The 26,961-nt window shown below is 44.2% G+C and carries 21 protein-coding genes and 1 pseudogene; 11 read left to right on the top strand and 11 right to left on the bottom strand.

Annotation, left to right across the window (positions count from 1 at the left end; genetic code table 11):
• Positions 1–27 precede the first annotated feature (27 nt).
• Positions 28–855 carry a hypothetical protein gene (locus ACO05V_RS06775; protein ID WP_421848779.1) on the top strand — a complete coding sequence of 276 codons (828 nt, stop codon included), beginning with the start codon at positions 28–30 and terminating at the stop codon, positions 853–855.
• Between the two features lie 166 nt (positions 856–1,021).
• Here the strand turns inward: ACO05V_RS06775 and ACO05V_RS06770 are convergent, their stop codons facing one another.
• The 6 genes from ACO05V_RS06770 to ACO05V_RS06745 form a co-directional block, all read right to left on the bottom strand.
• Positions 1,022–2,731 carry an L-rhamnose mutarotase gene (locus ACO05V_RS06770; RefSeq protein ID WP_421848777.1) on the bottom strand — a complete coding sequence of 570 codons (1,710 nt, stop codon included), beginning with the start codon at positions 2,729–2,731 and terminating at the stop codon, positions 1,022–1,024.
• Entirely contained in the window at positions 2,728–3,723 is a 996-nt protein-coding gene (locus tag ACO05V_RS06765) for an ABC transporter permease (RefSeq protein ID WP_421848774.1), read from the bottom strand. Before ACO05V_RS06765 ends, ACO05V_RS06770 begins: the two co-directional genes overlap by 4 nt.
• 8 nt (positions 3,724–3,731) lie before the next feature.
• Positions 3,732–4,730: an ABC transporter permease gene (locus ACO05V_RS06760; RefSeq protein ID WP_421848771.1), complete on the bottom strand. Its 999-nt coding sequence runs from the start codon at positions 4,728–4,730 to the stop codon at positions 3,732–3,734.
• Positions 4,724–6,238 carry a sugar ABC transporter ATP-binding protein gene (locus tag ACO05V_RS06755; RefSeq protein ID WP_421848768.1) on the bottom strand — a complete coding sequence of 505 codons (1,515 nt, stop codon included), beginning with the start codon at positions 6,236–6,238 and terminating at the stop codon, positions 4,724–4,726. The genes ACO05V_RS06760 and ACO05V_RS06755 overlap by 7 nt, the downstream gene beginning before the upstream one ends.
• Positions 6,239–6,347: 109 nt before the next feature.
• Positions 6,348–7,343: a rhamnose ABC transporter substrate-binding protein gene (gene rhaS / locus ACO05V_RS06750; protein WP_169459279.1), complete on the bottom strand. Its 996-nt coding sequence runs from the start codon at positions 7,341–7,343 to the stop codon at positions 6,348–6,350.
• Between the two features lie 62 nt (positions 7,344–7,405).
• On the bottom strand, positions 7,406–8,188 hold the full coding sequence (locus ACO05V_RS06745; RefSeq protein ID WP_421848765.1) for a DeoR/GlpR family DNA-binding transcription regulator: 783 nt from the start codon (positions 8,186–8,188) through the stop codon (positions 7,406–7,408).
• Positions 8,189–8,425: 237 nt separating this feature from the next.
• On the opposite strand from ACO05V_RS06745, the pseudogene ACO05V_RS06740 reads away from it, so the two are divergent.
• From ACO05V_RS06740 to ACO05V_RS06710, 7 genes and pseudogenes are all read left to right on the top strand, one after another.
• Positions 8,426–10,515: pseudogene (locus tag ACO05V_RS06740) on the top strand (bifunctional rhamnulose-1-phosphate aldolase/short-chain dehydrogenase).
• 36 nt (positions 10,516–10,551) lie between these two features.
• Positions 10,552–11,844 (top strand): L-rhamnose catabolism isomerase, encoded by a 1,293-nt coding sequence (rhaI, locus tag ACO05V_RS06735; protein ID WP_421848762.1) that lies wholly within the window; start codon positions 10,552–10,554, stop codon positions 11,842–11,844.
• 204 nt (positions 11,845–12,048) lie between these two features.
• The gene (locus tag ACO05V_RS06730) at positions 12,049–13,167 is read left to right on the top strand and encodes a glycoside hydrolase family 88/105 protein (RefSeq protein ID WP_421848759.1); all 1,119 of its coding nucleotides are present in this window, start codon (positions 12,049–12,051) and stop codon (positions 13,165–13,167) included.
• A 65-nt stretch (positions 13,168–13,232) separates the two neighbouring features.
• The gene (locus tag ACO05V_RS06725) at positions 13,233–13,592 is read left to right on the top strand and encodes a TRAP transporter substrate-binding protein (RefSeq protein ID WP_421848756.1); all 360 of its coding nucleotides are present in this window, start codon (positions 13,233–13,235) and stop codon (positions 13,590–13,592) included.
• Positions 13,579–14,220, top strand: coding sequence for a TRAP transporter substrate-binding protein DctP (gene dctP, locus ACO05V_RS06720; RefSeq protein ID WP_421848754.1), 642 nt, complete (start codon positions 13,579–13,581; stop codon positions 14,218–14,220). The genes ACO05V_RS06725 and dctP overlap by 14 nt, the downstream gene beginning before the upstream one ends.
• Positions 14,220–14,738, top strand: a complete 519-nt coding sequence (locus tag ACO05V_RS06715) for a TRAP transporter small permease (protein WP_169459273.1) — start codon at positions 14,220–14,222, stop codon at positions 14,736–14,738. The genes dctP and ACO05V_RS06715 overlap by 1 nt, the downstream gene beginning before the upstream one ends.
• A 2-nt stretch (positions 14,739–14,740) precedes the next feature.
• Entirely contained in the window at positions 14,741–16,039 is a 1,299-nt protein-coding gene (locus tag ACO05V_RS06710; RefSeq protein WP_421848752.1) for a TRAP transporter large permease, read from the top strand.
• A gap of 31 nt (positions 16,040–16,070) precedes the next feature.
• Here ACO05V_RS06710 and ACO05V_RS06705 read toward each other — a convergent pair whose 3' ends face one another.
• From ACO05V_RS06705 to ACO05V_RS06690, 4 genes are all read right to left on the bottom strand, one after another.
• Positions 16,071–17,441, bottom strand: coding sequence for a dihydroorotase (locus ACO05V_RS06705; RefSeq protein WP_421848750.1), 1,371 nt, complete (start codon positions 17,439–17,441; stop codon positions 16,071–16,073).
• Positions 17,438–18,256 carry an aminoacyl--tRNA ligase-related protein gene (locus tag ACO05V_RS06700; RefSeq protein ID WP_421848748.1) on the bottom strand — a complete coding sequence of 273 codons (819 nt, stop codon included), beginning with the start codon at positions 18,254–18,256 and terminating at the stop codon, positions 17,438–17,440. The genes ACO05V_RS06705 and ACO05V_RS06700 overlap by 4 nt, the downstream gene beginning before the upstream one ends.
• A complete protein-coding gene (locus tag ACO05V_RS06695) occupies positions 18,192–18,632 on the bottom strand; it encodes a hypothetical protein (protein ID WP_421848746.1) in 441 nt (146 codons plus the stop codon). Before ACO05V_RS06695 ends, ACO05V_RS06700 begins: the two co-directional genes overlap by 65 nt.
• A 158-nt stretch (positions 18,633–18,790) precedes the next feature.
• A complete protein-coding gene (locus ACO05V_RS06690) occupies positions 18,791–20,125 on the bottom strand; it encodes a GGDEF domain-containing protein (RefSeq protein WP_421848744.1) in 1,335 nt (444 codons plus the stop codon).
• Between the two features lie 330 nt (positions 20,126–20,455).
• Here ACO05V_RS06690 and ACO05V_RS06685 point away from each other — a divergent pair, with 330 nt between their 5' ends.
• A complete protein-coding gene (locus ACO05V_RS06685) occupies positions 20,456–21,961 on the top strand; it encodes a bifunctional metallophosphatase/5'-nucleotidase (RefSeq protein ID WP_421848742.1) in 1,506 nt (501 codons plus the stop codon).
• Positions 21,958–23,631 carry a diguanylate cyclase domain-containing protein gene (locus tag ACO05V_RS06680; protein WP_421848740.1) on the top strand — a complete coding sequence of 558 codons (1,674 nt, stop codon included), beginning with the start codon at positions 21,958–21,960 and terminating at the stop codon, positions 23,629–23,631. The genes ACO05V_RS06685 and ACO05V_RS06680 overlap by 4 nt, the downstream gene beginning before the upstream one ends.
• Positions 23,632–23,660: 29 nt before the next feature.
• Here the strand turns inward: ACO05V_RS06680 and ACO05V_RS06675 are convergent, their stop codons facing one another.
• Positions 23,661–24,854, bottom strand: a complete 1,194-nt coding sequence (locus ACO05V_RS06675; RefSeq protein WP_421848738.1) for a sugar transporter — start codon at positions 24,852–24,854, stop codon at positions 23,661–23,663.
• A gap of 284 nt (positions 24,855–25,138) precedes the next feature.
• On the opposite strand from ACO05V_RS06675, the gene ACO05V_RS06670 reads away from it, so the two are divergent.
• Positions 25,139–26,752: a methyl-accepting chemotaxis protein gene (locus ACO05V_RS06670; protein ID WP_421848736.1), complete on the top strand. Its 1,614-nt coding sequence runs from the start codon at positions 25,139–25,141 to the stop codon at positions 26,750–26,752.
• Positions 26,753–26,961: the final 209 nt, after the last annotated feature.

Here is a 26,961-nt window from a genome sequence, read left to right as displayed (position 1 = left end):
TAATATTTTAATCTAAGGAAACAGAAAATGGGGAGCATTAGCAAGAGAATTGAGGGTATAAGCAAGTCATGGCTCGGCTACTGTCAAATCTGCGGTATATATGGAAAATTAACTAAAGATCATGTTCCGCCCAAAGCTGCAATTCAACTAACAAAGACTGAGCAAAAACTAATGTCAGAGGTTTATGCATCAAAATCTGATAAAAAAATTAAAGGAGTGATTGGTAAAGGAGGGAGTACGTTTCTTACTCTATGCGGTAAATGCAATGGCGAGCACGTGGGTGGTGTTAATGATGAAGAGGTTTCAAGGGTTTATAAATTACTTCACCAAAAAGTGATAGAACACATCAAAAAACCTTTTGCTTACTCTAACTCTATATCTATTGAACTAGATGCTAGAAAATTCCTTAGAGCAATGGTTGGCCATGTGTTATCAGCAACGACATCTAAATTATGTGAAAACCCGCTTAATGATAAAGCTCCCGACCAAAAATTGAGAGATTTTGTATTAGGAAGCGATTCAGCACTAATTGATAACTATGATATTTACTATTGGTATTACCCTTATCGTCGTCATATTAGTGCTAGATATGTGGCTTTTCGCAACAAAGGCCACAGCACTGTCGTTGACTGCTTACACTTTTTTCCTATGGCATTTCTAATCACTAAAAAAGGTGAGGGGACATTTCCTGCACAAGCGAATCAACTAGAGCTAATAGATACAAAAATAACACTAGAGATTACTGCTAGAAACCTTGAGTATGCTCAATTTCCTTTTGTGTCTCTCATCGGAGATCAGTTAATGGCTTCGTCTGATCAACTTTGTATTACAAGCATGCCCCTTAACAGTGATTAAAACTAGAAATTCGTTTGGTGTGATTTTTTCATCTGCAAAGCAACAGAAAACCACCAACAACGCCTCATAACATATTCGCGCCAGTGTCGAAATGAGGCGTTGTTGGTGGTTTTTGTTAAAGCTGAGTCTGCTCTTAGTCTGTGACTTGTTTTAGCTAAAGTCGAAACTACAACTCCCCCACTAAGTCCCGCCATTGCTGACGATAAAGGTTAAGCAGTGGCTTTATTTTTACGTCGCACAGGGCAAGGCTAAGGCGGCCTTTTAGCTTTAGGCTTTTGTTAGACAGCAAGGCTGCACCGCCGGAGGTGCCGGTAACATCGCGGGAAGCGTAGATTTCATTTTGGCTACGCATGCAGGCCAATAAGGTAAGGAAGTTGATGTTATTGCTAAACGCGCCTTCGACAATCACGGTGTCGCTGCTGTCCATCAGGTCTAAACAATAATCCGTCATCAAAGCCACATACACATCGGCCAAAGCTGACTGCTGAGCGGGCGTTAATTCAATGCCACGATCAATAATGCGCCCTTCACAATGGGCAAACGGCCCGCCACCTTTGGCAAAGGCAGGAATGGCCAAAATACCGTTTTCTAAAATGAAGTTCACATCGCTCAAGGTCGCTTTGCTGTCACTGCGCAGCTGCTCCCACTCACGCCCGCCCATAAAGCGAATCGTCGGTGTAGCACGCCCGAGAGCGTCCACATTGGCGAGCATGTCTTTGTCTTCTTGTAGCGAATCCAGCTTACCGTTAATGGTGGCGATGACCGTCCAAGTACCGCTAGACACGACAGTGAGCTTTTCCATCGGTTGCCCGATATAAGGCACCAACGAAGCGTTGGAATCATGTATACCGTTGAAGATAACGCAACTCGCTGGCAAGCCCGTTTCTTTGGCTAAGTCTGGCAAAATAGTGCCCAGTTTCGCGCCGGTTTCCATCACTTCTGGAAAACGCTCCGCCCACTTTTGTTGTTCACAAAAAGTAGAAAACTGACAGCTGGTCGGATTCCACAGATCGGTATGACAACCTAACGAGGTGACTTCAGCGGCTTTATTTCCACTGAGTTTATAGCCCCAATATTGCGGATACAAAAGTAATGAATCGACTGTTGCAAACTCATCTGCAAAGCGTTTTTGCTGCCAGAACAATTGCGCACCTAAGTTCAAGCCTTGGGGCAATCTCGGACTAAAAGACTCACTAAAATCTGGGCGTGCAGCGTCGTATTCTTCTTTTAACTCAGACACACCATCATATTCATAATCCAGAACCGGCAAGGCAAGTTGGTCGCCCTTCATACAGGCAATGGTTGCCCCATGTGTCGTAATCGCAATGCTGGCAATAAAGTAGCGCTGGGCTAAATCGGCCAACGTATCTTTGATCCATTGCCATATTGAATCCACATCCACGTGAGGGTATGGCGGCGCGTCAACGACACCATTAACGCGTTTTTCAATATGCAATAACGCGCCAGTTTGCCCATCCATCAAGCAAATTTTAATATTGGTTTTGCCGATATCTAAAACCGCCACCACGCGCGTTTTATCAGGCTGCAACACATTAAAACGAAACACTTCTTGCAACGCATCGGCGACAGGTTCAAACGATGGTGTTTTGGTTTCCATAATGTCCGCCATGTATTCCCACCAACGCTGCATCACAGGATGATCTGCTAAGGCTTGTGAATCCAGATCGTCTGCGTCGAAAGTGGCATACAATCGGTTTTCGTTTCGATCACTCTCATTAGCATCCAAGTGAATATAATAATTACGGATGCCATGTTGCTTAAGATGCTCCGCCAATTCTGGCCAAAGTTCATCATGACGTTTTTTGTATTCTTCTTCACAGCCTTTGTGTAAATACATCACTGAGGCATATCTCATAACGCTTTTGCCTTTTTGTTTTTGTATAGAGTAATCAGTACCGGTAAACTCACGACCGTAATCAACATCACGCCAACGATAATTGTCATGACGATGCCTGGAATATTCAACAACCCCATACCAAAGGTGACCAAGCCCATTAGAATCACCGCCAACACCACGCCAGCAATGGTGCCACTGCCGCCAAGAATGCTCACGCCGCCTAATACCACCATGGTAATAATGCTGAGCTCCCAACCCATGGCGATACTTGGACGCGTACTGCCTAAACGAGAGGTTAACAGTATCGACGCAACACCAACCAAGGTAAACAGGATCAAGCGATGTTTATCTACCTTGATCCCTGAGTAGTAAGATGCCGTCGGGTTATTACCAATGGCATAGGTGTAACGGCCAAACGTAGTGCGATGCAGCAACCAATAAAACACCAAAGCAAAGAAGGCAAACAACACCAACTCAAACGAAAACACCCAATAAACATAACCTTGCCCAAAAAACTCAAAGCCATCTGGGTAATCACGAACAACTTGATCTCCCAACAGGATATAGCTGATACCACGAAATAAACTCATGGTACCGATTGTCACCACAATGGAGGGGATTTTGAAACGCGTCACCAAGACACCATTAAACAGACCACAAGCCGCTCCAACCAAAATCCCGACAAACGCCACCGCATAAACCGGCGCGCCCATTTGAGCCACCAAGCCCATCAAGGTACTGGAAAGCGAAATAATCGCCGCCACAGAAATATCAATTTCTTTGGCGATAATAAGCATTGCCATTGGCAATGCGATTAAGGCTTTTTCGGTAAAGTTAAAGGTCGCGTCAGATAAATTCCAAGGATCTAAAAAGTAAGGGGATAAATAAGAATTCATCACGCAAACTAAAAAGACGATCAAGACCAAAAAGCTTTCCCAGCGTAGCAAACCCTGTAGTTTGCTGGTAAACATTGAATCCGGCGTTGCTGATTTTTTTATTGTTGTATCCATATGCGCCTCTAATTAGCTCGTATTTCGTCATTTGCATTGGGATTACGCAAAATAATCCGTGCTTTATCTTTGCCTGATGTTGCATTGGCAATAACGGCGATAATAATGACCAAACCTGAAATCGCCATTTGCCAAAACGGTGAGACACCAATAATTGGCAAGGCGTTATTCACCACGCCGATAAACAAGGCGCCAATCACACAACCCACCACGGTACCCAAACCGCCCACGATACTCACACCGCCGATTACGCAGGCTGCGATTACTTGCAGTTCAAAGCCATTGGCTACGTCCACATAGGCAACTGCAAAGCGCGAGACCCACAAATACCCACATAATCCAGACAAGGTACCCGACACTAAAAAAGCATAAAATTGCACCTTACCCACGTTTACACCTGAGTAAAATGCGGCCATTGGATTGCCGCCGGCAGAATAGAAATTACGTCCCCATACACTGAACTTCATCGCCCAGAAAAATAAGATAATGGCAGCGACGGCCATCCAGCCAAGTACGGGCATGGATAAAATTTCATAGCGGGGTAAACCTATAAAAGACTCACTCATTTGGTGAGAGTTCACCCAGGCGCCGTCCGATAACAAAAAGGTCGCGCCACGATAAATGCTCATGGTACCAAGGGTAATAACAATAGAAGGCTCTTTTAATAGCCAAACAAATAAGCCATTAATCGCCCCTAGCAAGGCACCAATAAACAAGGATAAAAATATCAGTAATGCCATAGGAAGTTCTGGAAAATATTGATTCACCATGGCCACAAACATGCCAGTAAAAGCCACATTGGCCGCTACAGACAAATCAATGCAACGGGTTAGAATCACCAACATCTGTCCCAGAGCTAGCATGATCAGAATTGAAGTGTCGTTAAAAATACTGATGCTGTTAGACAAGCTAATAAAGTCTGGACTGATCGCCCCCACGCCGAAAAACATCACCAAAACAATAATGCTGAGCACGCCTTCACGGGAGTAAATTAAACGTTTTAACATGTCACACTGCCTCCCGTCGCAAGCGAAACCACCTTCTCAGGCGTCGCATCAGCACGTGATAATTCGCCGACAATTAAGCCTTCGTTCATCACCAAAATACGGTCTGACATGCCAAGAATTTCCGGTAACTCTGACGACACCATGATCACAGACAAGCCAGAATCCACCAGCTCAGACATAAACTCATGCACCGCCGCTTTCGACCCTATATCGATGCCCTTAGTCGGCTCGTCCAAAATAATCACTTTCGGATTAGTGGCGAGCCATTTGGCGATAACGACTTTTTGCTGATTACCACCCGATAGGTTCATCACCTTCTCATCCCAACAAGACGCTTTCACTTGCAAGCGCTCACAATATTGGCGAGCCAGTGCCATTTCGCCTTCTTGGTCGATTTGCCCGTGCTTCGCTAAACGTTTCATCTGCGGCAAGCTAACGTTCTGATAAATGGGCAATTCAAGCACTATGCCTTGTTTCTGACGTTCTTCTGGCACATACACAATGCCGTTATCAATGGCCTCTTTGGGTGAGTGAATAATCACTTCTTTACCATTCATTTTGACAGAGCCAGTTACATGATCTGTGGTGCCGAACAAAGCTTGCATCACTTCCGTTCGGCCCGAACCTACCAAACCATAAACGCCAAGGATTTCGCCTTTTTTCAAACTAAAACTGATATCAGCAAATTCCGTTGTGTGACATAAGTTACTCACTTCTAATAGTGTCTCGCCAATTTCTACGTCTTTTTTCGGATAAGTAGCTTCGATGCTGCGCGCTACCATCATTTCCACTAACTGCGCTTCATTGGTGTCTTTGATAAAACCTTCCCCCACAAAAGAACCATCACGGAATACGGTATAGCGATCCGCCAAGGTAAAAATCTCATCAAATTTGTGGGTTATAAAAAGAATCGCCTTACCTTGGCTTTTTAAGGTATTTACCAGCTCATAGAGCTCGTGAATTTCATGATGAGACAAGGCCGCTGTTGGCTCATCCAAAATCACCACTTTGGCGTCAACTGACAAAGCGCGAGCGATACCGACCATGTGTTTTTGGCCAATACTTAGCTCGCGTAAAATTTGATTCGGGTCCATGTGGGCATTAATTGACGACAGAATTTCTTGTGACCTCGTCTCCATCGCAGGCCAATCAATGGAGAAATGTTTGGTCATAGGGCCCTTTTTCATCGGGTAATTGCCCAAAAAAATATTCTCTGCCACCGTCAAATCATCAAACAAAACGGTTTCCTGATGAATCGCAGTGATGCCTAAAGCATGAGAATCGTGAGGGGAATGAAACTGCACAGGCTTGCCGTTAAAAATAATTTCCCCACCATCCGGCTGATAAATGCCAGTCATGGTTTTTACCAGCGTCGATTTACCTGCACCGTTTTCACCGACCAAAGCAGTCACTTGGCCAGGATAAAGATGAAGGTCGACACCATCCAACGCTTTCACGCCTGGAAAAACCTTACTCACCTTTTTTAAACTAAAAATTGCATTGTTCATAACGGCAGCTCTTATTGTTATTGGTTCATTATGAAATTATTGAACGAGTCCCCCCATCCTAGCCCCCCTTTAAAGACACAAAGGGAGGCTGATAGAGGGTTAATAGCGACTAGAAAATAGAAGAGAATTCATCAACGTTTGAAGCATCGTAGATAAAGGGCTTCGCCATTGCGCCGTCGCCATTTTGGTCTACTTCAAGCGTACCCATACGACCCATTGGAATCTCGGTTTTCGTACCTTTGCCTTTTACAAGGTTGTACGCCAGCATGGTTGCTGAATAACCAAGATCGATTGGGTTCCAAATAGCAAAGCTATGAATGGCACCACTGTGCACATGACCTGCTAATTCAGAAGGTAGGCCCAAACCTGTCACATAGACTTTGCCCGTTAAGCCCATGTCGCTAACAGCTTGCGCTGCGGCCAAAATACCAACGGTAGTTGGTGCCACGATGACATCTAGATCTGGGTGATTTTTGATCAAGGCTGTTGCTTCACGGAAACTCTTATCCGCTAAGTCATCACCGTAAACAGTATCAACAAGTTTTAAGTTAGGGAATTTACTGAGAGATTTTTTCATCTCACCAATCCAAATATTTTGGTTGGTCGAGGTTGGCGTTGCGCTCAGGATGGCAAAAGTACCGGACTTTTTGCCTTTGGCTTTAATGGCGTCAGCCGCAAGCTGTACGTTCATTTCGCCAATTAGGCTATTACTGGAAGGATTTAAGTGAATTTGGCGTCCCTCTTTGCCTACGCCTGAATCCCAAGAGATGACTTTAATGCCACGCTGTTGAGCTTTTTTCAAGGAAGGAACCAAGGCATCCGCATCGTTTGCAGACACGGCAATCGCATCAACACGCTGCGCGATCAGTGAGTTGATGATTTCAATCTGGCCTTCCGCTGTGGTCGAAGTTGGCCCAGTGTAAATAACCTCCACATCGCCTAACTCTTTCTTGGCTTCTTCTGCACCGCGGTACGCCGCTTCGAAAAAGCCAATACCTAACGCCTTCACTAACAACGCCACTCGAACCTGATCCGCTGCATACGTACCAGAAGCAAATAAAGTTGCAGAAGCCAACACACATGCCGTGATGAGTTTGTTTTTCATAATTATCTCCAAGAGCGCGCTCATCGTCACACAACAAGAAGTTGTCGTATCCGAGACGCGGTTTATTGTTTTTGTTTTTCTACTATGATCAAACGACAGCCTGCCGATTCGATCACTTCTTTACTCTTGTTATCTATTCCATCGTCCGTGATGACGATATCTATCTGTGAAAGAGGACAAATGATCATACTTGATCGGTTTTGAAACTTTGTACTATCAACCAAAAGCACCCGCTGATCTGCTCGATTTATCAATTTCATTACCGCTTGTACGATTTGTGGATCTGTCTCCATCACTCCATGAGAATTAATGCCATATGCACCGATAAAAAGAACATCCGCGTACGTGTGGTTAGAAATATCATCTGGAAACGGACTCAAAATAATATTCTGTTCCCGATGGATTTTGCCACTCGGCACGGTCACGCTGCACTTGCTCTTTTTAATCAATTGATCAGCAATGGAAAACGAATTGGTCAGCACTTGCAGCTTTAAGCCACGCATAAACTCAGACATAGCCGCTGTCGTTGTGCCGCCGCTGATCATTATTGACATATTGTCCGATAATAAATCCACCGCCGCTTTCGCAATACAACGTTTTATGTCCATGTTAATCGTTTGACTAACCGAGTAAGGCCTTCCCAATAAACTCACATCAGAAGGAGGATTAATGGCTTCCGCCCCTCCTCGCACCCGACGTAGTTTCTTTTGCTTGTCTAAAAAGCTGATATCTCTTCGAACCGTTGCTTCTGAAGCGCCTAGCACGTCGGCTAGGTGCGCTACCGTCACAATCGGTCGAGCTTCAACTTCAGACAAGATCACTCTATGCCTTTCAATTTCGTGCATCGATTAAATCCTCGATAATCAATATAATTTATTTTCAATCATTATCAAGCACTATCGATCAAAATATACATAAAAAGATAAAAAATGCTTGAAAATGATTATTTTTATTCTAATATGAAGGTTATCGATCATTCTAACCCGCTGATTGTGCATAACAAAAATAAATTTAAAGTCTTTGATTAATAGCCATAAAACAACGCTTTAGGCCATTAAAAAGACGGAACTTGAGGTTAAAAGATGTCTACTAACTTACTACCCAATCTTTGGAACGATGCTGATGCGTCCCTTCTGACTGAACCCGAATTATTGCAATATCGATCAAACTTGCTCGGTTCTGACATGCGCGTGACCAATTATGGTGGCGGTAATACCTCAGCAAAGCTGCAAATGGACGACCCTCTTACTGGAGAAAAGACCACCGTATTATGGGTAAAAGGTTCTGGCGGCGATATTGGCTCCATGGGATTGGATGGCTTTTCCACTCTATATATAGACAAACTGAATCAGCTTTTGCCGCTTTATCGCGGACTTGAGTTTGAAGATGAGATGGTCGCTTACCTTCCGCATTGTACTTACAACCTAAACTCCCGCGCCGCCAGTATCGATACGCCGCTTCATGCGTATTTACCTTACCTTCATCTGGATCACCTTCACCCAGACGCCGTGATTGCTATTGCGGCAAGCAAAAACAGCAAACAACTCACAGAAGAAATTTTTAACGGTGAAATTGGCTGGCTTCCATGGCGTCGTCCAGGTTTTCAGTTAGGCATGGATTTACACAAAATCGCAACCGAAAACCCACACCTAAAAGGCGTTGTACTAGAAAGCCATGGCCTATTTACTTGGTCAAATGGCAACAAAGATTGTTACCTCAACTCACTGAACATTATTAACAAAGCGCAAACATGGCTGGAACAACAAAGCGCAGGCAAAGCGGCCTTTGGTGGCGAGTTATTTAAAACCTTGCCTGATGAAAAACGCCAACAAGTGGTGTCTAGCTTAATGCCATTGATTCGTGGCAAAACCAGCGAAAAACAACGTCAAATCGGTCACTTTAATGCCTCCGACGAAGTTTTACAGTTCGTCAATTCGAAAGACTTAGACCGTCTTGCCAAGCTTGGCACCTCTTGCCCAGACCATTTCTTACGCACAAAAATTCGTCCATTTGTGGTCAATTACAATCCAGAAACTGACAACCTTGATGAAGTGATCGAGTCACTAGACCAGAGTCTTGCTGACTACCGTGAAGATTACGCGGGTTACTACAACCGCTGCAAACGCGATAACAGCCCAGCAATGCGCGATCCAAATCCCGTCATTTACTTGATCCCTGGCGTTGGCATGTTGTCTTTCGCCAAAGACAAAGCCACAGCTCGTATTGCAGGCGAGTTCTACGTTAATGCCATTAATGTGATGCGCGGCGCAGACAGTGTGAGCGAATACGTTGGCTTGCCAGAACAAGAAGCCTTCGACATTGAATACTGGCTATTAGAAGAAGCCAAACTGCAACGTATGCCAAAACCCAAATCCTTAGCGGGTCATATCGCTTTGGTGACTGGTGCAGCGGGCGGTATTGGCCTTGCGACAGCAAAACGTCTCGCCAAAGAAGGCGCTAATATCGTACTGATGGACATAGACGAAGACGCTCTGAAGACCGCTCAGGCGAATATGAACAGCGAATTTAGCAAAGATTGCGCGTCTAGTATCAAGATGGATGTGACTAACGAAGACGATGTTATCCGTGCGGTGAAACATTGCGCTGTGGCATTTGGCGGCTTGGACATTGTTGTTTCCACGCAGGTATTGCGTCTTCTGCACCATTAGAAGAAACCACTCTTGCTCTATGGAATAAAAACCAAAGCATCTTATCAACAGGTTACTTCTTAGTTGCTCGTGAAGCCTTTAGTCTGCTAAAACAACAGAACATGGGCGGTAATATGGTGTTTATTGCCAGTAAAAATGGTTTGGTTGCCAGTGCCAACGCCAGCGCTTACTGTGTAGCAAAAGCCGCTGAGATTCAGCTTGCTCGCTGTGTCGCGCTAGAAGGTGCACCGCTTGGTATTCGCTCCAATGTGGTCAACCCAGATGCGGTTTTGCGTGGTTCAAAAATCTGGACAGGCAAATGGAAGGAAGAAAGAGCCAGCGCTTATAAACTGTCTACCGATGAGTTAGAAGAGCATTATCGACAACGCAGCATGTTAAAGCTGAATGTTTTCCCAGAGGACATTGCCGAAGCCATCTACTTCTTTGCGTCTGACGCGTCATCTAAATCGACAGGAAATATTCTGAATGTTGATGCGGGTCACGCACCGTCGTTTACTCGCTAGAGCATTGATTAAAAAGAACAATAAAAAGGATTACTCATGAAACAGTTAATTGATCAAAACTTGCTGCAAGAACACAACGCGAAGCAAGAAGCCGACGTCACAAGTGATTACAACGCGCTGGCGGAAAAGCTGGATCGCTCCGGCGTGAAAATCGATACTATTCTGCAACAAGCTAAGCAATTTACCGTTGCCGTACCTTCTTGGGGTGTTGGCACTGGCGGCACGCGTTTCGCCCGTTTTCCAGGCAAAGGTGAACCGCGCAATATCTTCGAAAAGCTCGACGACTGCTCGGTAATTCAACTGCTATCGCAAGCCACGCCTGCGGTATCCCTGCATATTCCTTGGGACAGACCAAAAGACCCAAGGGAACTTCGTCAGTACGCAGAACAATACGGTTTGCATTTTGATGCCATGAACTCCAACACTTTCCAAGATCAAATTGGTCAGGATGAGTCGTATAAGTTCGGCAGTTTGACGCACACCAACAAAGCCGTGCGCGAGCAAGCCATTGCTCACAACATCGATGTGGTGGAATTAGGTCAAAAGCTCGGCTCTAAAGCCCTAACCGTTTGGGTGGGCGATGGCTCCAACTTCCCCGGCCAACAACACTTTAAAAACAGCTTCACGCATTATTTAGAAAGTATCAAAGAGGTCTATAACAGCCTGCCAGACGATTGGAACATGCTGTTAGAACATAAGATCTTTGAACCAGCCTTCTACTCTACCGTGATTCAAGATTGGGGCAGCAGCTACCTTGCCGCGAAAGAAACCGGCGAGCGTTGTTTGTCTCTGGTGGATTTGGGCCACCATGCACCGAACGTCAATATTGAAATGATCGTTAGCCGTCTTGCGCAATTCGGCAAACTTGGCGGATTTCACTTCAACGACAGCAAATACGGCGACGATGATTTGGACAGCGGCTCTATCAATCCTTATCAATTGTTTTTGATCTTCAATGAGCTAACAGACATCCGCAGCCAAGATCCTGCGTACAGCCCATTCTATATGTTGGATCAATCACACAACGTGACCGATCCGGTAGAAAGCTTGATGTACAGTGCAGCAGAAGTACAGCGTGCCTTCGTGAAAAGCTTATTAGTGGATCGCGAAGCCTTAACTCAATACCAAGAAGCAAACGACCCAATGATGGCACAGGCCAGCTTGAAACAAGCTTACAACTTAGACGTTGAGCCGATCTTACAAATGGCCCGTTTACAGGCAGGTGGTGCCATCGACCCTGTTAGCTGTTATCGAGCGAGTGGCTACCGTGCTGCCGTCGCTAAGGCTCGTCCAGCAGATCCGAATAAAACTGGCTCAGGGATCGTGTAGTAAAACAGATAAAAAAAGCGAACGATTAAAAAATATAGCTTTCAAATGAGGCTATATTTTTTTGATTAATTTCATTTTAGAAACGCTATTTTATTTTAAATGATTGAATGTATAACAAAATACAATCATTCGTTTCAAGTTGATATTTTGTGACCTATATTGAGTCTAACCATTACAAGACCCAAAAATAAAAAGGGATTAGCAATGCATGAATTACTAAGAGAAAAGAAGCATGTTGTTTCACGCGATCAAGTCGTCGAGGCAATCGATCTTTTAACTCAAAATCTCATCAATATTGAAGATACTACTGGTGACTTTCTGCTACGTCTTGAAGACGGTCGAGTGATCGACACCAAAGGCTGGGCAGGCTGGGAATGGACTCATGGCATTGGCTTATATGGCTTGTTCAAATATTGGCAGCTCACCAACAACCCAGACACACTAAAAATTATTCACGATTGGTTCGATCAGCGCCTTAGTGAAGGCACGCCAACTAAAAACATCAACACGGTTGCACCTTTTTTAACACTGGCTTGTTTGCATGAACGTACGCCAAAAGAGTCTTGGGTTCCTTATCTGGAAGAATGGGCAGAATGGGTCATGTACGAAATGCCGCGCGTACAAGAAGGCGGCCTTCAGCACATTGTTTATAACAGCGTGAACCACAATCAAATGTGGGACGACACCTTAATGATGAGTGTTTTACCGCTCGCTAAAATCGGTAAATTGCTCAACAAACCGGATTACGTGGAAGAAGCAAAATACCAATTTTTGACTCACATTCAATATCTAATGGATTCAAAAAGCGGCCTATGGTTCCACGGCTGGACGTTCGAAGGCAACCACAACTTTGCCGACGCTTTATGGGCTCGCGGCAATAGCTGGATCACTATCGTTATTCCAGAATTCATCGAATTATTGGATTTGGCTGAAAACGATCCAATTCGTCGTTTCTTGCTTTCTACGCTGGAACGACAAGTGAAAGCCCTGAGCGAGCTACAACATAGCGATGGCCTTTGGCACACCTTATTGGATGACAGCAGCACCTATTTAGAAGCTTCAGCATCGGCAGGATTTGCTTACGGCATCTTAAAAGCCGTTCGCAAACGCTATCTCTCTAGTGACTACTTACCTGTTGCGGAAAAAGCCATCAAAGCGGTCTATAGCAACATTGACGCGCAAGGCGAACTGCAAAACACCTCGTTTGGTACCGCCATGGGCGACGATTTAGAGTATTACAAAAACATCAAAATCACCTCCATGCCTTATGGACAAACGATGGCGATTTTATGTCTTAGCGAATATTTACGTCGCTATATTTAGCTAGTTTATAAACACACTAGCAATCAATTTCTTAGATCAACAATAAACATAAAAAGGATAAGAGAATGAAAACCAAACTATTTACCACCGCACTTACCCTAATCAGCTTAGGACTCGCATCCGCGTCTGCTTATGCGGAAAACTTGCGTTTTGGCTACGCCAGTAATGCCACGCCAACGGTAGAAGCAGTGAAAAAGTTTGCCGAGTTGGTTGATCAGAAAACCAAAGGCGATGTCACTGTCACCTTTTTCCCTGACAGCCAATTAGGCGGCGAACGGGAAATGGTCGAGCTACTTCAAGCTGGTTTGTTAGATATGACCAAAGTCAGTGGCGGCCTAATGGAAAGCTTTGCCCCTGTTTATGGCGTCTTCTCGATGCCTTATCTGTTTGATAGCCAAGAACATTTTTATAATGTTCATGGATAATCCCAAAATCACCACACCGATCTATGAATCGTCAAAAGGCGAAGGTATTTTGGGTCTAACCTATTACGATAGCGGCGCTCGTAGCTTCTATACCTCAGAAAAAGTCATCCGTAATGTGGACGATCTAAAAGGTCTCAAAATCCGCGTCATGCAAAGCCCAACCTCTATCAAGATGGTCAAAATGCTCGGTGGTTCGCCTATCGCCATGGGACAAGCTGATGTGTATTCGTCTATTCAGCAAGGCGTATTAGATGGCGCGGAAAACAACGAGTTTGCCTTGACCATTGCTCGTCACGCAGAAGTAGCTAAGCATTACTCTTACGATGTGCATTCTCGTGTGCCAGACATTGTGTTGATCTCGAAAGCAACCATGGATCGTTTAAGCCCAGATCAACGTCAAGCGGTTCAAGAAGCGGCAAAAGAATCCACTGAGTTTCAAAAGCAAGCATGGACAAAAGCCGTTAACGACGCCAAAGCCATGAGTGAAAAACAATTCGGTGTAACCTTCTATTACCCAGATGTGGCCGAGTTCCAAGCAGCCGTACAGCCAATGTATGACGAGCTAAAATCGGAGCCAGCAAAATATAAGGTTTATCAGGCAATCCGCCAGCAAGCGGAGTCAAAATAATGCCAAAAATAAGACGTTTCCTAGACATCTGTCTAGGGACAACTTGTTCACTCTTACTCCTCAGCATGGTTGTAATACTCAGCTGGCAGGTGATCAGCCGCTATGTATTTAACGACCCTTCGACCTTTACCGAAGAGCTGTTACGTTTAGGACTGGTCTGGTTGTCTCTATTAGGAGCCGCTTATTCTGCAGGCCGTAATTCTCACATGGCTATCGACCTACTGCGCGATCTTTCGCGCGGTAGGTTCCGCAAATTTCTTAAGCTGTTGGTTCCTGTCAGTTTTATTATTTTCAGTATTTATGTGCTGATTTTAGGAGGTTTGCACAGCATGCAGATTGCCTCTAAACAACTCACTGCGGTGTTACAAATGCCAATGTCGAGCTTTTATGCCGCATTGCCTGTCTGTGGTGGATTGCTGATTCTGTACGCCATTTTAAATTTGATTGATGTATTAAAAGAGCCGACCACAAATCAGTCGGATTCGGATGTTGATCAATCACTAAGCATGGGAGAATAAACATGGCGGGTGAAGCAAGCCTTGTGCTCATTATTACCTTTTCTATCCTGTCGCTGTTAGGCTTGCCGCTGGCGATTGCCTTAGTGGCTTCGTCTTTAGCCGCCGTCACCATGATGGTGCCAGTGGATATAGCACTTTTCACCTCGGCACAAAAAATGGTCGCCAGCTTGGACAGTTTTTCTCTGCTAGCCGTGCCGTTTTTTATTCTTTCCGGCGTCATCATGAACTCCGGCGGTATTGCCATTCGTTTGGTGAACTTCGCTAAACTGCTCGCTGGGCGCATTCCAGGCTCCTTGGCGCAAACCAACATCGCAGGTAACGTTCTGTTTGGTTGTATTTCAGGTTCGGCCATTGCGGCGTCTACTTCAATTGGTAGCGTTATGGTGCCGATTCAAGCCAAAGAAGGCTATGACAAATCGTTTGCCGCGGCAGTGAATATTGCCTCGGCCCCAACGGGCATGCTGGTACCGCCCACTACTGCTTTCATCATTTACTCGTTGATTTCCGGCGGCACTTCTGTCGCGGCCTTGTTTTTAGGTGGCGCTGTAGCAGGTGTTATTTGGGCGTTGGGCTTGGTATTAGTCACCGTCATTATTGCCAAAAAGCGCAAGTACCCATTGTCAGATCGAGTACCCTTTAAAGAAGCCATTAAGATAACTCTTGATGCCATTCCTAGTTTGTTTCTCATCGTGTTTATTATTGGTGGGATTGTTATGGGTGTAGTGACGCCAGTAGAAGCATCAGGTATTGCAGTCATTTACACCATGATCTTGGCGTTCTTCATCCACAAAACCACACCACTTCGCGCGCTGCCTAAGTTTCTTATTGAGACATCGCACATTACCGGCACCATCATGTTGCTCTTAGCGGCATCGGCCACCTTGTCTTTCGCCATGGCCTTTACTGGCATTCCAGCAGCAATCTCCGCCTTGATTCTTGGGATCTCCAACGACCCGATTATGGTCATGTTGATCATCAATATTTTATTGTTGATTGTCGGCTGCTTTATGGACATTGGGCCGGCAATTTTGATCTTCACGCCGATTTTGCTGCCGATTGCCATGAAGGTTGGCTACGATCCTGTGCACTTCGGCGTCGTCATGGTGTTCAACCTTGCCATCGGCACCATCACTCCGCCTGTCGGTACCGGCTTATTCGTCGGGGCTACCGTTGCCAAGGTAAAAGTCGAAAAAGTCATTGTCGCGCTCGCGCCTTTCTACTTCGTGCTTTTCAGCTTACTCGCGCTGATCTCTTACGTGCCTGTCATCACCTTGTACTTGCCAACACTCTTTGGACTTTGAATGAATAGCTTTGGATGAATAGCTTTGGGGTTTAGATAAGTTCGGTATCCAGAAATCGAATCATTTTCCCGTTGGGCGTGCCCACCAAGGTTTCATTTTCGACGACAAGCAGCCCATTCACTACGGTGTGAATGGGCCAGCCAGTGATGGTTTTGCCGTGATAAGGTGTCCAACCACTGACGCTGGCGACCCAATCATTATGGATTTCCCGTTTGGCGTTAAGGTCAACGAGGGTTAAGTCTGCATCGTAACCTAGGGCGATCCGTCCTTTTCCTTCTATGCCAAAAATCCTAGCGGGGCCAGCGCTGGTGAGGTCCACTAAGCGCGATAGGCTTAAGCGACCTGCATTAACATGATCCAACATCAGAGGAAGTAAGGTTTGAACGCCTGTCATGCCGCTTGGCGATTGTGGGTAAGGTTGCGCTTTTTCTTCTAGGGTGTGCGGTGCATGATCACTGCCAATCACATCCACTACTCCCTCTTGAATGGCTTGCCAAAGCGCATCTTGATGTACTTGTTCTCGAACGGGTGGGTTCATTTGCGCTAGGCTGCCTAAACGCTCGTAACATTCTGGTGCGCTCATGGTTAGGTGGTGAGGCGTGACTTCGACCGTGACTCTGTGTTTGTGCTGAGCCAAAAAGGCCATTTCCTCTTTAGTAGAAACATGCAGAACATGTAAGCGACGGTTTACTTCACTGGCTATTTTGACGATGCGTTTGGTGGCCATAAGGGCACTTTCTGGGTCTCGCCAGACAGGGTGATCGGTGACTTTTTTACTGGTCTCGACGATGCTTTTACGCGCTTTTAAGCGCGCTTCGTCTTCGGCATGAACCGCCATACGGCGGGTGCCATGGGCAACAATACGCCGCAGAATATCGTCATCGTCGGCTAATAGGTCGCCAAAAGAGCTGCCCATGAAAACTTTAACGCCAGAGCAGCCGGGGAGCTTTTCGAGCTTATCCAGTTGCTCGGCATTGGCGCCAGAGCCGCCCATGTAAAAAGCAAAGTTGCACCATGCCTGTTGCTTAGCGATGGCAAGCTTGGCGTTTAAGTCATTTTCATTGAGCGTAAGGGGATTGGTGTTAGGCATTTCAAATACACTGGTCACACCGCCCAGCACAGCGCCTCGGGTGCCCGCTTCGATGGTTTCTTTGTGCGTTAAGCCCGGCTCACGAAAATGCACTTGACTGTCTATGACGCCGGGCAAAACATGCAAACCGCTGGCATCAAGGTATTTGTCTGCATGCCAAGTCTCTTTTAGCTTGCCAAGCGCGACAATACGACCTGCAAGGCAGGCAACATCAATGGGTTCTTCGCCATTGGGCGTGATCACTGTGCCACCATGCACGAGTAAATCGGCATGATGCTTATCTGTGTGATGAGGAAGTATTGATGCGGTCATGCGGCTCCTTCTATGTCATCGGTGTGATTAGTAGCTATTAGCCTGTTTTTAAGGGTTTGATGAGTCGCCAAACGACCCGCAGCATCCGGCGCTTGGGTAGCTTGTTGCAGTAAGTCGATGGCGTCTTCTAAAGACAAGGTGCCAAGATCTTCACCGCTTTGGCTACGAATCGCGACGCTGCCAGACATTTGCTCTTTCGCACCAACCACCAGCAAGTAAGGAATGCGTTGTAAGGTGTGTTTGCGGATTTTGTAGCCGATTTTCTCGTTACTAATGTCCGTTTCGGTGCGGATATGCTCGCCTTCTAGAAAGGCAGCGACATCTTGAGCATACGCGTTATTGTCTTCGCTGATGGCCAATACAATGGCTTGAGTGGGAGCGAGCCAAGCAGGCAGTTTGCCCGCGTGATGTTCAATCAAAATACCAGTGAAGCGTTCCAGTGAGCCAAAGAGTGCGCGGTGTAGCATGACAGGCTGTTTTTTCTGGCCGTCCATGTCGACATAGTCAATATCAAAGCGTTCTGGTAAGTTCATGTCCACTTGCAGAGTGCCACATTGCCAATCTCGACCGATGGCGTCTCTTAAAACAAATTCCAGTTTCGGGCCATAGAAAGCGCCTTCCCCAGGGTTGATTTGGTAATCCAAAGACATTTTCGTCAATACGTCGATTAAGGTGTTTTCCAGCACGTCCCATGTGGCGTCATCGCCCATCCGATTTTCTGGGCGAGTGGATAATTTGATACGCACCTCGTTAAAACCAAATTGGCGATAAATATCTAACACCAAGGACACCACGTCGCGACATTCGGCTTCCATTTGGGCTAGCGTACAATAGATGTGGGCATCGTCTTGGGTGAAGTAGATTAACGGCCTTATTAAGCTCTACAGAAAGTCGTTGGCTAAAGTCGTTGAAGTCTTTTACGCTTTTTGCTTGCAGCGCTTCATTATCAAAAAAAGCACGACCTTGCTGTCGTATGGTTTCCACCAAAAGATGCTGTTTCAACTGCAACATTTCTATGTCAGAAATAAGCTCAGACAGCGGGACATCAATCTCTGCCACTTCCTGCATTTCTGCGTAGATCTTTTGTGTTTGATACGCAGTGTAAATAATCACCACAAATAGAAATGACAAAAGAATAAACGACAAGCTGCTAACTTTTCGAGTCATGGAGGCATTTAACCAATTAAACATAAAGGTTCATGTCGGCACTGAAAAAAGAAAGTTAAAGTGAAGTATTAGATAAGCTCAAAAACTCACACTCAGGATAAGTATGAATATTAGCACATTTAAATATTCCCATAATGAGAAGATATAACTGAAAAAATCAGCGCAGACGGTCTCGCAAAAAATTACCCAGCCCGAAATTGATTGCGTCCTGCATCTTTGGCTTCATACAGCAGCACATCAGCACGTTTTACGATACGTTGTTGGTCATCAGAGTCTTGGTACTCAGTCACTCCCAAACTAATGGTAAAAGGAGGGACTTTGTCTTCATTGATAGATTCAACATTTTTACGCAGCTGTTCAGCTAACTTGCCCGCATCCCCAAGATGCGTATCTCTTAGCAAAATAGCAAACTCCTCACCACCAACTCTAAAAAGAACATCGGTTTCGCGAAGTCTTCTTTTTAAAGCCCTAACCAGCGACTTTAAAACAATATCGCCCACATCATGGCCATGGGTGTCGTTAATTTTTTTAAAATGATCCACGTCGAGCAAAATCAAACTAAAGTGATGACCACGATTGGCCAGCGCTAATTCATCTTTAATGTGTTCATCCCATTTGTGGCGATTAAACACACCGGTTAACTTATCTCGGGTTGCTAATTCAAGCAGTTGAGTTTCAACTTCATCACGGTTTTCTTTTTCAAGAAACAAACGCCCCATTAAAAGCTTTAAGTCCTTTTCCAACTCGTCTAGTTCATCTGAGCCTTGATGACGCGCAATGTGACTGTCTTCATCCGGAGAAATAGAACGATGTAGCGTTTCTATCTGCCCACGTAAAGATCCTACCTTGCGACGGAATGACAAAATCGTATAAAGCGTTAAATATCCACCAATGACGAAAGCGGAAAGGCCCAAAACAGCATTCATGATCATAAAATTACGTTCTTGTTGCTCGACCGTTGCGGCGACTTTTACTGTGAGTTGATCAATATTCACTAACAAGTCATTCGCTTCATCATCTAATAAGTTATATTGTTTTTCCAACGCCTCCCAAGACAATTTAAATCCAGTTCGCTCACTCGCTATAAATTGTGAAAATACATTTTCAAAACTCAATCGATGACTATGTAACTTATTGATTTGTTGGATCAAAGACTGATGTTCTGCCACGCCAATGCGAATGCTGCCAAACTTCATTCCTTGATGAAGAATGCTGACCGCTTTATCGAGCTGTAGTGACAAATGGTGACTGAATTCATCAAACCCTTTTACGCTGCTGGACTGGACTGCTTTATTTGTAAAAAAAGCATCACCTTTCAAACGAATGGTTTCCATCTGTAAATGCTGTTTAAGTTGTGAGATTTCGATATTGGCAATTATTTCTGACAGCGGGATATCAATCTCGGCGACTTCCTGCATTTTTTTGTAGATGCTTTGTGACTGATAAACAGAATACAAAATCACCACAAAAAGGAATGACAATAGAATAAAAGATAAGCTGCTAATTTTTCGAGTCATTGAGGCATTCAACCAGCTAAGCATAAAAAGAATCTTGATAAATGAGAGAAAGCAAAAGCTAAAAAAGTATCGTGATTAAATAATCGAATAGCCACGACAAGATATTCAGTTACAAATATTAACATAGTTGTCTATTTTTAAGGCTAAAGAATCCTTCCTAATTTGTTTAAGATAGCTCGATTATCACACTGCCGAATAAAACATAGGTCAATCAGCCAAAAACCCGCTATATTCAAAATTAAGAAATGTTGCTAATCGCTATCACTAGCAAATATGAAGGCCGCGCTTCATTCATTCGACCAAGCACTCTAAAAAATGGACTATGTTCAAATGCATTATCGAACCATGTTGGCGTTATTCTTTGCCTTAGTGCTAGTCACTGGCAATAATGCTTTTGCTCAAAAACAAGCCACCATCATTTATGATGCAGAAATGCCCAAGATCAATGACTCAAACTCAGGCAGCTACGCCCAATTAGCGACTCTCATTGACCAATACCGAGACAAAAATCCGAGTACCTTCTTCATTTTCGGCGGAGAAAGCTTAGGGCCGAGCATGCTCTCATCCATGGACCGAGGCGCTCATATCATTGACGTTCTGAATAGTCTTGAACCTAACGCCATGGGCGTTTCAAAGCGAGAGCTCAGTTATGAGGAAGACGAATTAATCTTACGCACATACGAAGCAGCATTTCCTATTGTATCGAGTAACCTATTCGACCCGATTAGCAAACAATCTCCTGATGGCATTAAAACCCATACGTTACTCCAACAAGGTCAGGTGACCCTGGGGTTTATGTCAGTACTTGACCCCATTATTCTAGAAAAATACCCAACCAAAAGACTAAAGGTAACACCACCGGAAGTCGCAATTAGAACCACAGCGAATCAACTAAGAGAACAACACGTCGATTTAGTAGTGTTACATTATTCCACTTATTCCCCACTGATAAACCAACTATTGAAGGAAGGAGTAATTGATCTTGCCCTTTTTAAAGATCAGCACTTTCACTCAAGCCCAGATGATAAAACTGACAAGCATCCAAACAATATTGTCATCGCCGAAGAAGCAGAAGTGGCCGTCATCCAGCTTACTTGGCAAGAAGACTCCTCAAGAAAAAACCTTATTAACCAAACAACAAAAATAGACTTGGCGACGCTACAACCAAAACCACGAGTTCTAGCGCAAGAAGAACAATATGACAACAGACTGAATACCTTATTGAGCGAAGTCATCGGCAAAACCAATGCACTAATCGATTTAGACAGAAAGTCATTGCGGACCTCCGAAAATAGCTTTGCGAACTTGGTAGCGGATACCTTTAAAAACTTTACCGGCGCCCAAATCACGCTGATCAATAGTGGAACGTTCCGTGGCGACCAACCAATTAGTAAAGGATCGTCATTAACCATAAAAGACATCCGCTTAATGCTGCCTTACAGAAATACAATTAAGCTCATAGAAGCAACAGGTCAGCAAATCACCGACGCACTTGAACACGGACTAAACCGATTAGAACAACAAAGCGGACAATTCTTACAAGTTGCTGGAATCAAGGTCACCTATGATTCGACTCGGCCCGTTGGAAGGCGTTTACTGTCCATCACTTTCGACGACAAACCATTAAACCCTAACCAAACCTACAAGGTGGCTACGCTGGATTATTTATTAAAAGGTGGTGACGGCTTTACCATGCTTCAAGGCAGCAAAATATTAAGCTATTCACAAATTTCCAGCTTAACCTTATCAGACATTATGAACGTAGAAATCCAGCAACAAAAAGTCATTGAGCCTAAAGTAGATGGCCGCTTAAAAGACGTATCCCCAGCATTATGAGCAAAGTAGACCCAACCACTTTTTTTCCGATCCCTAAAATACATAAGGCTCGACGATTAAGCTTAGGTAAACAGCTTGGCATATTACTGGTTATCGTTCTGTTTTTGTTCATTTCGGTTGGTTACGTGTTACAAAACCGTCTGGAGCAAACTCAGTCGATGTTGAACGATTTAACCATCAACACCATTCCTGCCATGAACCGCGCCACACGAAGTGCGTTAAAGTCCAGTGAATTACTGTCAGCGCTAGAATCCTTGACGTCAGCAACTACCGCCGCCGAGAGAAGAATTGCCGAATTAGAAGTTGCCAAAAAACTCGATGAGTCCTCTGAAGAAACACACAATAGAGACAAAACCGAGCTGTTACTGCTCAAAGCTATTCAAGGAGAAACTCAAGATATCAACCTTCTTATTGACCAAAAACTCGATCTAAACTATCAAATTAAAAATGATTTGAACCGTCTATGGGAACTTAAAAAACTCAGCGCGGAAGTAGACCGCAGCAAACAAGTAAAAGCCTCTGAGAAAGAACAAATAATCCAGTGGAAAACCGCCTTTCTGGAAATTATTGGACTCGCTTATCGCATAGAAACCACAGAACGGTTAAGCGACTTACAAGAAATCCACCGCGCTCTTGAACGAGAGCTAAAAATATTAAACGACATGGCTATTACCCTTTCCGGCGCCACCAAAGAAACCATCCAATCCATTAATATTAGCCTAGAAAACATTTTGTCGGTTCCCGAAAATCTCACAGAACAGCAAGCCAATTACTTACGCATTACAGGACGAGTAAGGGGGCGAGAACACTTTATTCGTAACATGATCAATGACTATAGTAATATCACTAACCAACTATCATTAAATGAGCATACCAGCCTTCATAGCAAGACAGAGAGACTGTCACAGGATATGCAAAGCCAGAAAATCTGGTTTATCAGTGGCTTTTTGTTGTTGGCTGGAATGGTCATAGCCACGTTAGCCTTGTACTCCCATGCCATTAAACGATTAAGAAAATTAACCCAAAAAATCCACCAAATGACAACAGATTCAAATGACTCGCCGTCTAATATGGATGAAATTGACGAGTTGTTTAAAGCCTTTGATGAGTTTTCAGAAACCATCGACGCACAAACTCAACGCTTAGAAGCATTATCACTCACCGACAGTTTGACGAATATTGCCAACCGACGAGCCTTTGATTTGCGCTTAGCTGAAGAACTTTCTCCCCAGAAAAATGGGCAATATGATTTTTCCATTTTACTCATTGATGTCGACTACTTTAAACAATACAACGATACTTATGGCCATATTAGTGGAGACAAAGCACTGCAAAAAATTGCGTCGGTATTGGAAAGTGTTCTTCATGAAGAAACGGATTTGATCGCTCGCTATGGAGGAGAAGAGTTTGTCGTGATTCTGGCAAATAAAGACGCAGCTCAAGCCAAATTAATCGCACATAACATGAAACAAGCCATAAGCCTTGCCAACATAGAACATCGAACCAATAAGGTTTTTCATGCCATAACGATCAGTGTTGGCATAGTGACAAAACTAAAAAATACCACCACCAACACCGACACATTAATAAAACAAGCGGACACCGCGCTGTATTACTCCAAGAACCGCGGCCGAGACCGAAGCACTCACATTAATGACATCACCTCTTAGCAACATCAGCGAATCGCAGCGAACAACACTTAGACAGTGGTTTTACCAACACGCTTTAGTAACATCAAAATTACCGCAAGCGCACAAACGCCTAAAATAGCACCAGTAAAACCAACACTGCCCAAGCCGACAAATTGAATAACCTGATTACCAATAAGAGCACCCGCACCAATCCCCAAATTAATAATGCCTGAATACAAGGACATAATAATATCAGCGGCCGTATCATCCACTTTCAGCACTCGAATCTGCATGCTCAAGCCGATAATCATCAGCGATGCACCCCACAGCAAAACACTGGTAATAAGTAGCGCACCACTTGGTGCGACAAAATATAAAACACTCATACACAAAGATGCGATGACGACACTGGAAATCAACATCAAGGTATTCGCTTTTTCACCAAAGTAGCTAAACAGCACACTTCCGACAATCCCAGCCATACCAAACAGCAATAAGACTAACGTAGTGAATTGACCACTGGCTGAACCAACCTCTTTTAAGAAAGGCTCTATGTAACTGTAAGCCGTGTAATGAGCGGAGAAAATCACGAAGATAAACAAATACATGCCTAGCAATACTTTATTACGAAGTACTTCTGGCACCTTGCTAAGAGAACCTGAAAACAAACTCGGCAAATTAGGCAACAAACGGTACATGGCTAACATGATAATTAACGCGATGATCGCAATCACCGCAAATGTCGTACGCCATCCCAAAAGTTGACCAATAATACGACCCGCAGGCACACCGAGCACCATCGCCAAACCAGTTCCCGTCGCGAGAACACTCAGTGCAAAGGTATGTTTTCCTTGTGGAGCAACACGAATCGCAATAGAAGCGGTAATCGACCAAAACACCGCATGGGCAAAAGCGATGCCGATACGACTAATCAATAACGTCGTAAAATTCCACGCCACTACCGTCAAAATATGGCTGGCGATAAACAAGGCAAACAAACCTAACAATAACATCTTACGCTCTAGCTTACGCGTCAATAACATCATTGGCAGCGACATAAGCGCCACAATCCACGCATAAACAGTCAACATCCAACCCACCTGAGCTGGCGGAATCGAAAAGCTTTGCGCAATATCTGACAACAATCCCACGGGGACAAATTCCGTAGTGTTAAAAATAAAGGCGCTAAAACCCAGCACAAAAACGCGCAAGTATTGAACACGACGAGAAGCGGTATCCTCAGACGAAGGAATTGAAATCATGATAACCTGCAGGAAAATGTGAACAATAAGAAAGGCTTCTATTGTCCACTTTTATAAAAAGAACGGAATAGCCAAATATGAATGTTTATTGATATTTTAAAGGTAGACAAAATCAACCTACGCCTTCAATTAAAAGGCAAATTATTGCTAATGGATAAAATAAGTAATTAAACAGAAAAAAATAATTCACATTTTTTAAACATTTCTCTTCGATGCTCTGTATTAAAGCACGAAAACACACCATAATAGTGCGATAAACCTTGATCACCGTTGAAGGAACCGACATGAATAACCTATCCGTCAAAGCCAAATTCATCACGCTTATCTTATCCATCATCATTATATTTTTGGTGGCATTAAGCTTAATCAAAACCAAAAGCAATGAATTAGCAGATCGCTTTGATCGATTTTATGAAGAAAACCATAATGTCTCACTCAATTTAGAACGAGTGAAAGAAGCTCAGGTCAATATTGTACTCAACGTACGAGGCTTACAGATTGCCTATTTACTTTCACTCGACAAACAGATCCCAGGTTATTTAGAAAGTATCAAAAAAAGCTACGCTGTCACGCCAACACTTCTCTCTGAATTAAACCAAGGGCTTGCTAACGATTCTGAAGAATCTAAAAAGCTTCAAACACTACTCAGCGACTTCCAAAGCAAAACCAAAACCTTCGTCAGCGCCATGGAAAACTCAGCGGATAACAAAGCGCCCTTTCCCGTATTTTCAGCATTTATTAAATCTTACAATGATCTAATGAGTTACTTTACTCAGCTTACCAACAAAACAAATACAGAAGTATTAGAAGCCAAACAACAAACAGAAGATCTTGTATCAGACATTGAAGTAGGTTTTTGGACCTCTATCTTAGTTGCGCTCGTTATCTCCATTACATTGAGCTATTTAATCTCCAACAATATTGTTCGCGGGATTTTGGCGGCTCGTAACGCGGCACAAGACATTGCACAAGGCTTTCTAAACAAACCCGTAAAAGTGTCAGGAAGCGATGAAATAGCAGAACTTGGTAATGCGCTCAATACGTCAGCGAACAATCTACGCTCTGTTATTTCAGGTGTTTTAAGCTCGGTCAATAAGGTTAACGACAACAGCCAAGTTGTGCTTAAAGTTAACCAAGAAGTGGCAGATTTCTCGGTACAAATTATGGATGACACGACCCAAGTCGTTGTCGCCTTAGACCAAATGTCTGCCAATAATCGCACCATTTCGGATAACACCCAACAGTCCGCTGACGCTGCGAACAATATTCGTGGCGTAGCACAACAGAGTCTCACCACTGCAAACAGTACTTTAGAAGCCATTAATCAGCTCGTCACATCATTGAAAGAAACCGGTAGTGTTGTTACTCAGCTTCGCCAAGAAACAAGCAACATTGAAACCATTCTCGATGTCATTCGTAGCATCGCAGAGCAAACCAATTTACTTGCTCTAAACGCTGCTATTGAAGCGGCTCGTGCTGGCGAACAAGGCCGTGGTTTTGCGGTTGTAGCCGACGAAGTGAGAACCCTCGCGCAACGCTCACAAGACAGCGTAAATGAAATTGAAACACTCTTGGCACAACTTAGCACGGCCAGTGGCCAAGCCGTCAATCGGATGGAAGTTAGCTTGGGGTTAGTCGAATCCTCTAAAGAACACGTGGCTGAGACCAACCAACTAACCAGCAACATTCTGTCAGGCATTGAGCGAGTGTCTGAACAAGCGCAACAAATCGCACAATCCATTGAAGAGCAAACACAAGTATCTGAAGACATTGCCCATAAAATGCACTCAGTGCAGAAATTAACGAAACAAAGCGCTGAAATGGCGACACGCTCGGGGTTAAACATGGCTCAAAGCAGTGTCGATGTGCAGAAGCAACTCGACTTTTTTAAAGTTTAATCAGCAACATTTTTAGGATAGGCATGGACATTATCCAGCCTATCCTTTCATTACGAATCGCTAAACTTTCCCATCAATCAGAGTCCCTTTTTCTCAAAGCTTCATACAGACAAAAAAAATAAAAAAAATCACCAAGGATAGGAACGATTTCCATTCCCATCTGTCTATAGCAGAGTAATCATTGGCAATTTCAATTTCAAACTATAGAT

Origin of the sequence: Marinomonas sp. (assembly GCF_965225885.1) — a bacterium.
Taxonomy (GTDB): domain Bacteria; phylum Pseudomonadota; class Gammaproteobacteria; order Pseudomonadales; family Marinomonadaceae; genus Marinomonas.
This window is presented reverse-complemented; position numbering and strand designations above follow the sequence as displayed.

What these genes read in the sequence shown, in the direction of transcription:
- ACO05V_RS06775 (WP_421848779.1), top strand. Translation starts at nt 28, where the DNA reads ATGGGGAGCATTAGCAAGAGAATTGAGGGTATAAGCAAGTCATGGCTC.
- ACO05V_RS06770 (WP_421848777.1), bottom strand. Translation starts at nt 2,731, where the DNA reads ATGAGATATGCCTCAGTGATGTATTTACACAAAGGCTGTGAAGAAGAA.
- ACO05V_RS06765 (WP_421848774.1), bottom strand. Translation starts at nt 3,723, where the DNA reads ATGGATACAACAATAAAAAAATCAGCAACGCCGGATTCAATGTTTACC.
- ACO05V_RS06760 (WP_421848771.1), bottom strand. Translation starts at nt 4,730, where the DNA reads ATGTTAAAACGTTTAATTTACTCCCGTGAAGGCGTGCTCAGCATTATT.
- ACO05V_RS06755 (WP_421848768.1), bottom strand. Translation starts at nt 6,238, where the DNA reads ATGAACAATGCAATTTTTAGTTTAAAAAAGGTGAGTAAGGTTTTTCCA.
- rhaS (WP_169459279.1), bottom strand. Translation starts at nt 7,343, where the DNA reads ATGAAAAACAAACTCATCACGGCATGTGTGTTGGCTTCTGCAACTTTA.
- ACO05V_RS06745 (WP_421848765.1), bottom strand. Translation starts at nt 8,188, where the DNA reads ATGCACGAAATTGAAAGGCATAGAGTGATCTTGTCTGAAGTTGAAGCT.
- rhaI (WP_421848762.1), top strand. Translation starts at nt 10,552, where the DNA reads ATGAAACAGTTAATTGATCAAAACTTGCTGCAAGAACACAACGCGAAG.
- ACO05V_RS06730 (WP_421848759.1), top strand. Translation starts at nt 12,049, where the DNA reads ATGCATGAATTACTAAGAGAAAAGAAGCATGTTGTTTCACGCGATCAA.
- ACO05V_RS06725 (WP_421848756.1), top strand. Translation starts at nt 13,233, where the DNA reads ATGAAAACCAAACTATTTACCACCGCACTTACCCTAATCAGCTTAGGA.
- dctP (WP_421848754.1), top strand. Translation starts at nt 13,579, where the DNA reads ATGTTCATGGATAATCCCAAAATCACCACACCGATCTATGAATCGTCA.
- ACO05V_RS06715 (WP_169459273.1), top strand. Translation starts at nt 14,220, where the DNA reads ATGCCAAAAATAAGACGTTTCCTAGACATCTGTCTAGGGACAACTTGT.
- ACO05V_RS06710 (WP_421848752.1), top strand. Translation starts at nt 14,741, where the DNA reads ATGGCGGGTGAAGCAAGCCTTGTGCTCATTATTACCTTTTCTATCCTG.
- ACO05V_RS06705 (WP_421848750.1), bottom strand. Translation starts at nt 17,441, where the DNA reads ATGACCGCATCAATACTTCCTCATCACACAGATAAGCATCATGCCGAT.
- ACO05V_RS06700 (WP_421848748.1), bottom strand. Translation starts at nt 18,256, where the DNA reads ATGGAAGCCGAATGTCGCGACGTGGTGTCCTTGGTGTTAGATATTTAT.
- ACO05V_RS06695 (WP_421848746.1), bottom strand. Translation starts at nt 18,632, where the DNA reads ATGTTTAATTGGTTAAATGCCTCCATGACTCGAAAAGTTAGCAGCTTG.
- ACO05V_RS06690 (WP_421848744.1), bottom strand. Translation starts at nt 20,125, where the DNA reads ATGACTCGAAAAATTAGCAGCTTATCTTTTATTCTATTGTCATTCCTT.
- ACO05V_RS06685 (WP_421848742.1), top strand. Translation starts at nt 20,456, where the DNA reads ATGCATTATCGAACCATGTTGGCGTTATTCTTTGCCTTAGTGCTAGTC.
- ACO05V_RS06680 (WP_421848740.1), top strand. Translation starts at nt 21,958, where the DNA reads ATGAGCAAAGTAGACCCAACCACTTTTTTTCCGATCCCTAAAATACAT.
- ACO05V_RS06675 (WP_421848738.1), bottom strand. Translation starts at nt 24,854, where the DNA reads ATGATTTCAATTCCTTCGTCTGAGGATACCGCTTCTCGTCGTGTTCAA.
- ACO05V_RS06670 (WP_421848736.1), top strand. Translation starts at nt 25,139, where the DNA reads ATGAATAACCTATCCGTCAAAGCCAAATTCATCACGCTTATCTTATCC.